The sequence below is a fragment of the Virgisporangium aliadipatigenens genome, assembly GCF_016863615.1.
Taxonomy (GTDB): Bacteria; Actinomycetota; Actinomycetes; order Mycobacteriales; family Micromonosporaceae; genus Virgisporangium; species Virgisporangium aliadipatigenens.
The window spans coordinates 132,013-144,280 of the sequence record NZ_BOPF01000001.1; the positions used below are offsets into that span (position 1 = coordinate 132,013).

At 71.8% G+C, this 12,268-nt stretch carries 9 protein-coding genes and 1 pseudogene; 3 read left to right on the forward strand and 7 right to left on the reverse strand.

All coding sequences use genetic code 11. The annotated features are described in order from the left end of the window. Positions 1-16: 16 nt before the first annotated feature. From Val02_RS00530 to Val02_RS00555, 7 genes and pseudogenes are all read right to left on the reverse strand, one after another. Positions 17-478 carry a phage tail protein gene (locus Val02_RS00530; RefSeq protein WP_203896821.1) on the reverse strand — a complete coding sequence of 154 codons (462 nt, stop codon included), beginning with the start codon at positions 476-478 and terminating at the stop codon, positions 17-19. Further along, positions 471-620, reverse strand: a pseudogene (locus tag Val02_RS48600) (DUF6760 family protein); the annotation flags it as partial. The gene Val02_RS00530 and the pseudogene Val02_RS48600, both read right to left, overlap by 8 nt. A gap of 17 nt (positions 621-637) precedes the next feature. Next, a complete protein-coding gene (locus Val02_RS00535; protein ID WP_239151135.1) occupies positions 638-994 on the reverse strand; it encodes a hypothetical protein in 357 nt (118 codons plus the stop codon). A 76-nt stretch (positions 995-1,070) separates the two neighbouring features. Beyond that, a complete protein-coding gene (locus Val02_RS00540; RefSeq protein WP_203896822.1) occupies positions 1,071-1,490 on the reverse strand; it encodes a phage tail protein in 420 nt (139 codons plus the stop codon). 27 nt (positions 1,491-1,517) lie between these two features. After that, a complete protein-coding gene (locus tag Val02_RS00545; protein WP_203896823.1) occupies positions 1,518-3,134 on the reverse strand; it encodes a phage tail sheath family protein in 1,617 nt (538 codons plus the stop codon). A gap of 367 nt (positions 3,135-3,501) precedes the next feature. Beyond that, a complete protein-coding gene (locus Val02_RS00550) occupies positions 3,502-4,197 on the reverse strand; it encodes a Pvc16 family protein (RefSeq protein ID WP_203896824.1) in 696 nt (231 codons plus the stop codon). Then, entirely contained in the window at positions 4,178-6,106 is a 1,929-nt protein-coding gene (locus Val02_RS00555; protein ID WP_203896825.1) for an ATP-binding protein, read from the reverse strand. The genes Val02_RS00550 and Val02_RS00555 overlap by 20 nt, the downstream gene beginning before the upstream one ends. 23 nt (positions 6,107-6,129) lie before the next feature. Here Val02_RS00555 and Val02_RS00560 point away from each other — a divergent pair, with 23 nt between their 5' ends. The 3 genes from Val02_RS00560 to Val02_RS00570 form a co-directional block, all read left to right on the forward strand. Beyond that, positions 6,130-7,587 (forward strand): transglycosylase SLT domain-containing protein, encoded by a 1,458-nt coding sequence (locus Val02_RS00560; protein WP_275415525.1) that lies wholly within the window; start codon positions 6,130-6,132, stop codon positions 7,585-7,587. Between the two features lie 52 nt (positions 7,588-7,639). Next, a complete protein-coding gene (locus Val02_RS00565) occupies positions 7,640-8,725 on the forward strand; it encodes a COG1470 family protein (protein WP_203896827.1) in 1,086 nt (361 codons plus the stop codon). A gap of 67 nt (positions 8,726-8,792) precedes the next feature. Then, positions 8,793-12,268, forward strand: a 3,476-nt coding sequence (locus Val02_RS00570) for an Hsp70 family protein (RefSeq protein ID WP_203896828.1), incomplete at its 3' end; no start/stop codon positions are given.

Here is a 12,268-nt window from a genome sequence, read left to right on the forward strand (position 1 = left end):
ACGCGACCGCGCCGGTTCAGGCGCCGGAGCGGAAGCCACTGTGACATACCTCCAGTGTTTCCTGGGCCAGCTCCCGGCCCGAAGCAGCCAACCGCGGCCCGCTCCACTTCACCGGCTTGGCCCCGGTGAAGTGCCAGCTGCGCAGCGGCTTGCCGTTCGGGCGCAGGACGCTGACCTTTCCGTCGCGGGGCACCACCCTGTTGCCCCCCTTGGTGAATCCCTCACCCGACGACTCCTGCAACCAGGCGAAGAGCGCGTCGGAGTCGGTGACCCCCTGTTTCAGCACGAGGTTCGGCCAGCGCATACGACCCAGAAGCTTGTGGGTGTACGCGTTCTGGCCGCCCTCGACGAGCTCTTCCACGTCGACGGAGACCGCGAGTCCGGACACCTCGGTGAAGGTGCCGATCGTGATTCCGTCGACGGCGAAGATGAACTTCCCGACGAACCCCGGATCGACCGTGTGTGCGTTACTAGGCACCTGACACTCCCTGCCACGCCCGCTCGTTCAGCGTCCCGACCTCCTGCAGGAGGCGAATCCTGTCTCCGTGTTCGAGATCGAGCAGGCGGTCCAGGTCCCAGTGCAGGTGGTACGCCAGATAGGTGATCTCCGACCACAGTTCGTCGTGTGCGTAGCGCCCTAGGCCACCTCCACGGACTCCGTCCGGAAAGGGGTGCCGGGCTCCATGCTGTCGAGGATGCTGGCGTCCTGGAAGTTGATGATCCGGTACAGGTCCTGGAGATAACCGAAGTCACTGACGAACAGCGACTCGATCGTCTTGGTCGTCACGCGGTGGACGGTGCCCAACTCGGTGACGACCCGGGCGAGCACGATCACCGTCGCGTACGCCTCGTTCTCCTTGACCCGCGGGTCGCGCAGCGGCTCGATCTCGTCGCGGGCGCTGGCCAGCCGCATGATGCCCGTGCGGTGCAGCGTCCCGCTGTCGTCCACGTAGCCCTTCGGCAGCGTGAACGAATACTCGGTCTTCAGACTCATGCCGCCGACTCGCTTCGCTCCCCGGCGCCACGAGCCTCATGGACGCAGCGCTCCATGATTCGCTCGCAGGGCCCGCTCATGCGCGGAACAGACCTTCGTGGGTGATCGTGATCTTCTCGGTCGCGATCTCGTTACCGCCGGCGTCGAGCTCCGCACCGGTCCACTTGGACGGCCAGCCGCGGTCGAAGCTCCACCGGGCGACCTCCTTCTTCATGGAGTCCTTGATGACGATGGAACCGTTGCGGCGGGCGGAGTCGATGTCACCGGTCTCCACCTGCTTGCGCCACTCCCACAGCGCCTTGGACTCGTCCACGCGACGCTCGAGCGTGATGTCGCTCCACTTCATGGCCCCCGGAACCTTCCGGATGACCATCCGGCCGTCCTTGGTGGCTTCCTTGTACTCGATGGTCTCCGTCTCGGACTCGACCCCGGTGCACTTACGGAAGCTGGCCATCTCCACGCCGTCGATCTCCAGCACGAAGCTGAAAGATGTCATCAGGTCAGGCATGTCGAACTACCCCTCTTACTCGCTGGTGGCTCCGCCGCCCTGCCACTGGCTGACGCGGAAGATGATGAACTCGGCCGGCTTCACGGGCGCGATGCCCACCTCGACGATGAGCTTGCCCTCGTCGATGCTGGAACTCGGGTTGTTGCTCTCGTCGCAGACCACGAAGAACGCCTGCTCCGCGGTGGTGCCGACGAGCGCGCCCTGCATCCACAGCCCGCGCAGGAACGAGTTCAGCGTCCGCTTGACCCGCTCCCAGAGGTCCCTGTCGTTGGGCTCGAAGACCGCCCACTGGGTACCCCGGCGCACCGACTCCTCGACGAAGTTGAAGAGGCGTCGGACGTTGATGTAGCGCCACGACGGGTCGGTCTTGGCGAGCGTACGGGCGCCCCAGATCTTCGTGCCGTACGAGCCGAACGACCGGATGCAGTTGACGCCCTCCGGGTTGAGCAGCCCCTGCTCGCCGTCCGTCACCTCGTTCTCGAGGCGGACGATCCCGCGGACGGCCTCGTTGGCCGGTGCCTTCCAGACACCACGCGCCGCGTCGGTGCGGGCCCACACGCCGGCGACGTGCCCGACCGGCGGGATCGTGAGGTACTGGTCGCCGTTGCCGGAACCCGGCCGCGACAGCGGGTTGGTGACCACCACGTTGGGGTAGTACAGCGCGCCGAACGCCGAGTCCCGGGCCAGCCGCGACCGCCACTCCAGCGCCCGCTGGGCGTTGAGGCCGGGCGGCGTGTCCAGGATCGCCATGGCGGTGCGGGTCTGCTCGGCCCAGTCGACGAGCTGCTTCTGCACCGCGAGGTACATCTCCTCGTCGAGGCTGCCGTCCTCGCGGGTGGCGATCGTCACGAGGTCCGGAACGGCGACCATGGTGACGTTCTCCGCGATGGCCAGCCCCTGGTAACCGGTGCGGTCACTGGCCGAACCGGCGAAGTCGGCCGGCGTCACGGCGTTGGTCTGCGGCGGCGGCACGCTCAGCGTGTACCGACCGGCGGCCGGTGCCCGCTCGGCGAGGGCCGCGCCCTGCACCGGGTGCACGTCGATGCGCACGAACTTGGACCGCTCGTTGACGGTCTTCTCGAGCGTCCGCGGCGTGCGGGCGCTGAACTGCAGGCCGCCCAGCTCCTCGCGGAGGGCCCCGTCCTCGTAGACCCGCAGGGTGTAGTCGCCACCGTCGGCCGGCGGCTCCTGTCCCTCGGCCGGCGGCGCGGGCGGAACGACCTCGATCTCGAGGCGCCGGCCGGCGTTCAGCGCGGAGACGGAGATGCTCTCCAGGTCCGGCCGGTTGGCCGAGGGGAGCGTGCCGCTCGCCCTGCCGTCGGACGGGCCGCCGTCACCGGACGGGATACGAACGATGTAGCAGGTACCGCCGCCGTTTTCGAAGAAACCGCGGACGGCGTGGGGCAGCATGGCCCCGGCGACGAAACCACCGTAGATCCGTTCGTACTGCGGCCAGCTCGTGACGAGCTGCGGCTTCACGCCGTCCGGATCTGTGGGGTCTCCCTCATGGCGGTCGTACTTCTCGGTGAACCCGACGAACGCGGCGACCGCGGTGCCGACTCCTTCGACGGGCATGGAGCCGCTGGGCAGTTCCTCGATGTAGACGCCCGGTGCCCCGTAAGACGCGGCCACGCGCACCACCTCTCGATTCGGTCTGTTCAGTTCTGCAGGGACGGTTGACAGCGTGAATCCTGGCCCCGCACGTCAAGACCCTGCCAGACCGACGGGGCAGCCGAAAGGGCAAAAGCCCATGTAACTCGGCCGCCGTCGACCTGCACGGGCATCGGTGCAGGACACAGGCCCCCGTGTGTCCAGAACCGTTGCACCGGACCGTGTCGACGACCGGGAGGGGGCGTCGGCGCGATCCGCAGGAATCGATGATGTTCGGGGCGAGGCGGAGTGTGCCATGCCCGGTCAAGGGTTTCCACTACCGGATTTCACACCGTGCAAATCAGGCCCAAAACGGGTCACTGCAACGCGATCCAGCGCTAATGCGGGCCTATCGCTTTCGGCGAGGTCGTCCGTTCGGCTGATCCTGGGGCTCCTCCGTCGGGGCAGCCGTCACGTCCGGGAACGGCACCGACGTGACCGAGGCGCCGTCCACGCCCGGCCGGCCCGCCGGACCATCCACAGTGGACTCGTTGGCGCGCACCACGACCTCGGAGACGGGCGGACCGGCCTCGACCAGTGCCGCCGGGTCCACGGTGGCCGTCACCATCAGGTCCAGCCCGGGCTTGAGCTGCCCGCCCAGGGCCGACCAGAGGTCCGAGGTCTCGTTGCCGTCGCCGCCGCGCAGCCGCACGGTGGGCAGCGGCAGGATGCCGGCCAGCGGCGGCGCGAGGTGCTCCTCGGCGATCTGCGGGTGCAGCAGCAGCGCGGACAGCACATGGCCGAGGAGTGAATGTTCGTCGCGCACCTCGGAGGTCCACGCCGTCACGAGGTACCGGCAGTCGATGCGCGGCAGCGGGTCGCGGCGGAACCGCCGGCCGTCCGCCCGGTTGACCATCTCCTCGCCGAAGTGCCGTTCGGTGAGGTTCTGCCGCACGTCCCACAAGTAGAGGTTCACCGTGGGGCGCGAGACCGCGGCCGCCCAGGTGCCGTCCGGTGCGTCGAAGACGATGTCGACGTCGCGTGCGGGCAGCGGGACGATCTTGCGGAGGAACGTCTCCATCGACTCATCGAGCAGGTGCAGCATCGGCTTCTCTATTCACCAGGTCGAAGTAGCGTTCGAACTCGGCCTCCGTGCGCAGCCGGCCGAGCTTCTGGAACTCCCGCTTCATCGCGAGCACGGCGTGGCGCATCGTGATCGGGGTCCCGTCCTCGGCGGCCAGGAACGCCGCACCCAGTGCCGCGTTGTTGATGATGCCACCCGACACCTTGAACTGACGCGCCAGGAATCCGAGGTCGAGATCCTCGATGGGTGCCTCCGAGGGAAAACACCGTGACCAGATGGCCAGCCTTTCGGGCTCCTCGGGCAGCGTGAAGTCGACGGCGACCGCGATCCGCCGCAGGAACGCCGTGTCGATGTTGCGTTGCAGGTTGGTGGCCAGAACCACCAGCCCGTCGTAGGTCTCCAACCGCTGCAGCAGGTACGCGACCTCGATGTTGGCGTACCGGTCGTGCGCGTCGCTCACCTCGGAACGCTTGCCGAACAAGGCGTCCGCCTCGTCGAAGAAGAGCACGAGGTCGCCGGCCGCGGCCGCCCCGAAGATGCGTTCGAGGTTCTTCTCCGTCTCGCCGATGTATTTGCTCACCACGGAGGAGAGGTCGACCTTGTACAGGTCGAGCCCGAGCTCACCCGCGACGACCTCCGCGGCGAGCGTCTTTCCGGTGCCCGACGGGCCGGCGAACAGCGCCACGACCCCGGTGGAAGGTAGCGGCGAGAAGCGCCACTGTCCATAGACCGTGTCGCGGCGCCGGTGCCGGGCGGCCAGTTCGCGCAGCATCACCGCGTCCTCGGCCGGCAGGATCAGGTCCTCCCAGGTGCGCCGCGGGCGGATCCGCACGGCCACCCCGTCGAGATGGCCGCCGGCCAGCCGGCGCACGGCGGGCGTCAGGGCCTGTGCCGCGCCGGCCGCGGTGACCAGCCGCAACTGGTCGCGCGTGAGCCGGTACGCGGGGTCCGGTTCGCGGTCCAGCGACCGCTTCCAGTCCTGCGCGTCGGCGAAGGTGTCCGACACCCGGATCTCCCGCCACGGTATGTCGGGCACGCTCTCCAGCGGCAGTTCGCCACGCGTGGACAGGACCCACGCCAGGTGCGGGGCCCGGGTCACCGCGTCGCTTCCGGGCGCGTCCAACGGTCCTTCCGTCTCGAGAACGACGACAGCGGACCCGCACGTCGCCTCCCGCACCACGGCTGTCCATTCCGCCGCGTTCGACGGTAACGGGCAGCGCAACCACGCGTGGCCGGCCCACTCGCCGGCCACCACACCGAGGCGGCTGAGCCGGTCGCCGCCGTTCACGAGAAGAAGGCCGGCGGCGGGCGGCACCTCGACGTCGCCGGCGGCGCGGGTCGAACCGGGCGGAAGGTCCGGGTCCGCGGAACCGTCGCCGCGCAGATGCCACACGACGCGTGGCGGAACCGAACACAACCGCGTGCCCCACGGGCCGCTCGCCGCGACGTCCACGAGTCGGGCCCGACGCAACGGGGCGTCCGGGGCGACGAGTGTGTCCCCTTCGGGAAAGAACCGCGCCAATACAGCAAGCGTCAGTTGGGACAGTTGCACAGAATCTTGCATGTATTGAACGAGCCGCTGCCGCGCCGGGCTCATCTCGACGGCCGCGAGCACGGCCAGAAGTTCGGCCTCGGTCGACGTCAGCCCGGCGGAGCGCACCAGCCGCGCGAACGGCGATGTGTCCCGCAACCCCTCTGTGAACCGCGCACGCGCGGCGTCGATCCCCGCGGCGGCTGCCTCGTGAACTGCGCGGACCTTCTCGGCGTCCGGGCCGTCGAGGCCGGGCAGCGCGCCCAGGATGCGTTCGACGTCCTCGCCGCCGACGAAGAGTCCGGCGAAGTCCCGGGGCGGCCGGCCCTCGGCGACGCGCGAAACCAACGCTTCGCGTTGCAGTAACGCGTCCGCGAGACCGATCCAGGAAGGGGGCATGACAGGCAGGGTAACCTGGCGCCATGCCAAGGTATTCGCCGGAACAGATATACGGTTTCGCGCGCCAAGCGGGCTTTTCACCCGACGAGGCGGCGACCATGACCGCGATCGCGCTCGCGGAATCCGGTGGCAACAGCCGTGCCCACAACCCGGTCGGTGAGGACTCGAAGGGGCTGTGGCAGATCAACGGCCGAGCCCACCCGGGACTCAACTCCAAGTACGACCTCTACGACCCGCTGCAGAACGCCAAGGCGGCGTACGAGGTGTCCCGTGGCGGCGAGGACGTGTCGCCGTGGACCGTCACGCACGGGCTCGGCAAGTCCCGCTATCTGCGCTACCGCGACGAGGCGGAAGCCGCGGCGGTCGCCTACGGCGACGGGCCGGGACACGGGGTCTGGACCGGTACGCCCGGCTACGGACACCGGCTGGACGCCGGCGACGACGCGGGTGCCGCCGTCGCCACGACACCGGTCGCCAACCCCACGGGACAGGGCGGCAACGCCTCGCTCACCCGGTTCCTCGAGGTCGCCCGGGCACAGGTGGGCGACAGGTACGTGTTCGGCGCCGAGGTCGACCTCGACAACCCGGACCCCAACACCTTCGACTGTTCCGAGTTCACCCAGTGGGCCACGCACCAGGCCGGTGGGGAGATCCCGGACGGCGCCTCGGCGCAGTACCGCTTCCTCAAGGAGAAGGGGATGGTCATCTCCGTCGAGGAGGCCAAGCGGACGCCGGGCGCGCTGCTGTTCCACTTCGACGTGGATCCGTTCAGCAGCCGCGGCGAGGTGAAGGGCGCGCACGTCGCGATCTCCACCGGCGACGGCCGGACCGTCGAGGCCGCCAACTCCCGCGTCGGCGTGGTCGAACGCGACGCCGGCAGCCGGTTCCAGTACGCGGCCGTCATCCCGGGCATCTCCGACGGGACGGCGACGCCGCTCGGCGGCACACCCCCCGCGGCCGTCCCGCCCACCGACCTCGCGGCCACGCCGGCCGTGCAGGCGCCGGTGCTCCTCGGCGGCGCGGACGCGGACGGCGACGGCCTCACCGACGCCAACGAACGCCGCCTCGGCCTCGACCCGCTCAATGCCGACACCGACGGCGACAACCTGCCCGACGGCATGGAGATCGTCGACATGAAGACCGACGCCCACCAGGCCGACACCGACGGCGACAAGCTCAACGACGCCTTCGAACTGGCCCGCGGGCTCGACCCGACCAAGCCCGACACCGACGGCGACGGGCACCTCGACGGCAGCTTCGCCGGCGACCAGGTCGACACCGACGGCGACGGACTCGACGACCAGCTCGAGATCGCCATGGGCTACGACCCGAAGCTCGGCGACTCCGACCAGGACGGCTTCAGCGACGCGCTGGAGATCAAGGCCCACTCCAACCCGCTCGACATCCGCTCCACGCCGATGGACGTCGCCGACGCCCAGAACGCCGACGCGGACGACGCCACCGCCGACGCCACGCCGTGAGCAGCAAGGAGCGCAGCTTGCGAGCACCGCTGTCGCGAACCCGGGCAACACGGTGACGATCGTTCTGGGGCTGCCGCGCACCCCCGTGGTCGTGGTGCCCGGGACCGAGGCCCGGGTGCCGGTCGAGGTCACCAACGAGGGCATCGACGATGTGGAGGTGCGGCTCGCGCTCGCGCGCGGCCGCGCCTCCGCGTGGGTCCGGGCCGATCCCGAGCGCGTCGAGCTGCCCTCCGGTGAGCGCACCTCGGTCGAACTGGTCTTCAGCCCACCGAAGTCCCTCGCGATCAGCCGGGGGCTGCAGCCGTTCACGGTGCTGGCGCAGGAGAGTGGTACGGCGGCCGTGGCCGGCCGGGCCACCGGGCTGCTGTCGGTCAACGCGCCGCAGCACCTGTCGGCCACCCTCACCAACGGCAAGCGCTGGCGCAATCCGGTCACGTTGGAGGTCACCAACAGCGGCGAGAACGCCATGACCGTGCTCGTCGAGCCGCGCCTGGACCCGGACGCCGGCAAGGTGAGCGTCAAGCCGACCGTGCTCGACGTGCAGCCGGGCACCCCCGCCACGGCACTGATCAAGGCGCGGCCGAAGCGCAAGCTCAGCGGGCCGGCGACGAAGTACGCGCTCGTCGTCGACCTCAGCGACATCGCCGACGAGGCGGACGACGCCCCGCCGGTCGTCAGCACCGAGATCGACCGGATGAACAAGTCCCGGCTCGGCCGGCGCACACCGACCGTTCTCGCGATCGTGCTGATCGTCGCGATGACGGCCGGCGCGGTGGTCTTCTTCGAGTGGAAGCCGCGGCTGCCGTCGTTCTTCGGCGGCGGTTCCGGGAACGCCACCGCGCCGACAAGTGCCCCCAAGCCGGTCGAGCCGCAGGTTCGAAGACCGTATGTGCTCATCGACGTGTTCCCGCAGACCGGCCCGGACCGTGGCAAGCCGGAGGCCGACGCCGCGCTCGCCGCGCTCAAGGCGGCCGGCATGTCGCCGAAGCTGATCGATGCGTCGGGCGGTGTGGTGATCGCCGGCCGGCAGGGACAACTGTGGGTGATCCTCCAGGACGGCTTCGCGTCCATCGAGGAGGCGCGGGGCTACTGCGACCAGTTCCGGCCGGTGGCACCCAAGTGCGAGGCTGTGCCCTGACCGGGCTGGAGGGGTCTTCCCTCCTGGTCATACAGTATGTGGTTCGAGCTGTGTGGATGGGGGCTTCGTGGGTTACGGCCTGGGGGTCGATCTCGGCACGACGTACACCGCGGCCGCGGTGCGGTCGGCGGGAACGGTCGAGATCGCGCAGCTCGGGGCGCGCCGTGCCGAGATCCCGTCCCTGGTCTACGTGCATCCCGACGGGGCGGTGCTGGTCGGCGAGGCCGCCGAGCGGCGCGGACTGCTCGAGCCCGCGCGGCTGGCGCGGGAGTTCAAGCGGCGGGTGGGCGACCCGGTGCCGGTGCTCGTCGGCGGGTCCCCGTACTCCGCGCACGCCCTCATGGCCCGGCTCCTCGCCCACGTGGTGGACACCGTTTCCGGACTGCAGGACGGGCCGCCGTCGACGGTCACGGTCACGCATCCCGCCAACTGGGGGCCGTTCAAGCGCGAGTTGTTGGAACAGGCGGTGCGGCTGGCCGACGTCTCGGCGGTGACGCTGCGTTCCGAGCCCGAGGCCGCGGCACTCCGCTTCGCCGCCACCGAACGCGTTCAGGCCGGCGAGATCATCGCCGTCTACGACCTGGGCGGCGGCACCTTCGACGCGGCGGTGCTGCGCAAGACCGACGACGGGTTCAACCTGCTGGGCCAGCCCGAGGGCATCGAGCAGCTCGGCGGCATCGACTTCGACGAGGCCGTCTTCGCGCACGTGCTCAACACGCTCGGAGACGTCGCCGAGCGCCTCGACTTCGACGACGACGCCACCACCTCGGCCCTGGCCCGCCTGCGGCGCGACTGCGTGGAGGCCAAGGAGGCGCTCTCCTACGACACCGAGGTGATGATCCCGGTCGCGCTGCCGGACCTGCACACCCGCGTCCGGCTGAACCGCTCCGAGTTCGAACAGATGATCACGCCCGTGCTGGCCGACACGATCGGCGCCCTCCGACGCGCACTGCGCTCGGCGGAACTGGGCCCGGCGGACCTGCGGGGGATCCTCCTCGCCGGCGGCTCGTCGCGGATTCCGTTGATCAGCCAGCTCGTCGGGGCGGAGTTCGGTGTGCCGACGGTGCTCGACCCGTCGCCCGAACACAGCATCGCCATCGGCGCGGCGATCGTCTCCCTGCCGCCCGCTCCGCCGCCTCCCGCCGACCCGCCGCCCACCGAGCCCGAGGCCGCGGAACCCGAGGCACCCCAACCGCCGCCGCGCCGCAAGGGGCTGGCCGCGTTGCTGCGGCGTCAGCAGGTGCGCGAGTCGCACCCGCCCACGCCGCCACCGGCCACGCCGCCCGCGACCCCGGCCGAGCCCGAGCCGCCGGTCATCCTCCCCTCGCCGCCGCCCCGCGAACCGTTGCCGGTCAAGGGCGAGAGCGCACCGGCGCTGGACGACGTGCCGCCGTCGGTGCTCGGCGCGGATCGGCGCGACATCGAGACGACCCGCTTCGTGCGGCGGGGCGAGGACGTGCCGGCGGCCTTCCAACGCCCGATCGACCCCACGCCTTTCCCGCGCCCGGTCGAGCCCGCGCCGACGGGTTTCCAGCGCCCGGTCGAGCCCGCGCCGACGGGTTTCCAGCGGCCGGTCGACCCCGCGCCCGCGGGTTTCCCGCGTCCGGCCGAGCCCCCACCTACGCCGAACGAGGATCCGACGTGGGTCGTGCGCGCACCCGTCGCGGGCCCCGCCGGGACGGCTCCACCGCCGGTAGGGCGTACCGCGCCCACGCGGTCGCCCGTCGAGGACCCCGACGCCCTCACCGAACGCCTGACGCCACCGGCCGAGGCACCCACCGAGCGGTTCGGGTTTCCCGTGGTGGACCCGACGGACCGGTTCGTCGCGCGGCCGGGGCGCGCGTCGGTGCCGCCGCCGGGACCGGTCGGGCGCGCCGGTGTGGCGCCCCCGGTGGAGCCGTTCCCGGGTCGGCCCGTGCCCACGGATCCGCGCACGGGCGCGGCCTCCGGTGGTGTGCCGCCGGTCGACCCGCGCACCGGAACGCCCTCCGGCCGTGTGGCGCCCGCGGATGCACGCACGGGCGCGGTCCCCGGCGGTGTCGCGCCGGCCGTCGATCCGCGCACGGGATCCGTTGTGCCGTCGGGGGATTCGCGGCCCGCCACGCCACCCGGCGACCGGATCCCGTCGAGCGAGCAGACCACGTTCCTGCGCGGCGAGACCACGGCTGGGCGGGCACCGGTCCCGGGTGAGGAGCCGACCGCTCTCATCGGCGGTACACCGATCCAGGCCGCTCCGGACGAACCCACCGCGCTGACGCCGCTGCCCACCACCCCGGATGCCCCGCCCACGCGCCCCGGCCCCCGACCGCCGACGTGGACCGGGATCCGGCCGCCCGCCGTGCCACCCGTCCCGCAGCAGCCGGGGCACCCGCAGTCCTGGACACCGCCGCAGCACCCGCAGCACCCGCAGTCCTGGACACCTCCCGTGCCACCGTCCTCGGCGACATCCGCGCCGCCTGTCCCGTCGGCACCGCCCGGGCCGCCGACGTGGGCGCCGGCCACCAGCCCGGAGCCGCCCACGGCGCCGATCAACCCGGCCGGCCCGCCGCCGACCTGGGTGCCCGGCACCCCGCAGCAAGGCCCGCCTCCGCAGCCCGCCGCACCGCCGACGTGGGCACCGGAGCCGCCTACCGCACCGCTGAACCAGACCGGTGCGCCGACCTGGACCCCGGGCACGCCGCCTCCCGGGCCGGGTCGGCCGGTGCGTCCCAGTGGAGCGCGTGGGGCGGTGCCGCCGGCCGGATCCGGGCCGCCGCCGCAGTACGGGGCGCCGCAGTACGGACAGCCGCCTCAGGGGCAGGCGCCGTACGGTGGGCCGGCTCAGGGGCCGCCGACCTCGGCAGGGCAGCGATTCGGCGCCGGGCCGCAGGGCGCGCAGCCGTCGGGTCCGCCTGCTTACGGCGTGCCGCCGGGTGATCGTCAGCCGCAGCAGGGTCCGCAGTCGTCGGGCCCGCATTCCTACGGTGTGCCTTCGGGCGACCGTCAGTCCCCGGGTGCGCAGCCGTCAGGTCCGCCTGCCTACGGTGTGCCGCCGGGTGATCGTCAGTCGCAGCAGGGTGCCCAGCCCTCGGGTCCGCCGCAAGCACCGCAGCCCTACGGCCCCGCCCAGGGTCAGCAACCCTTCGGCGTCCCGCCGCAGGGCCAGCAGTACCAGGGTCCGCAGCCGCACGGGCCGCAGCCCTACGGCACGCCGCCCCAGGGCGGAGCAGCCGCACCCGGCCAGTACCCGCCCATCGCGCAGCAGCCGGGTTTCGAGCCACCGACGTCGGGCTCGCAGCCGCCGGCCCCCACCCGGCCCGGTCCTCGGCCGCCCACCCTCGGGCGGCCCGGTCCGTCGCAGTCCGGATTCCACGCACCCGTCTCGGGCCCGTCCGGCTACCAGCCGCCGATCCAGGCCCCGCCCGGCCAGCAGCCGCCCGTCCCGGGCCGGTCCGCCTTCCAGCCAACGGCTCCGGACCAGCGCGGCCAGCAGCCACCCGTCCCGGACCAGCGCGGCCAGCAGCCACCCGTCCCGGACCAGCGCGGCCAGCAGCCGCCCGTCCC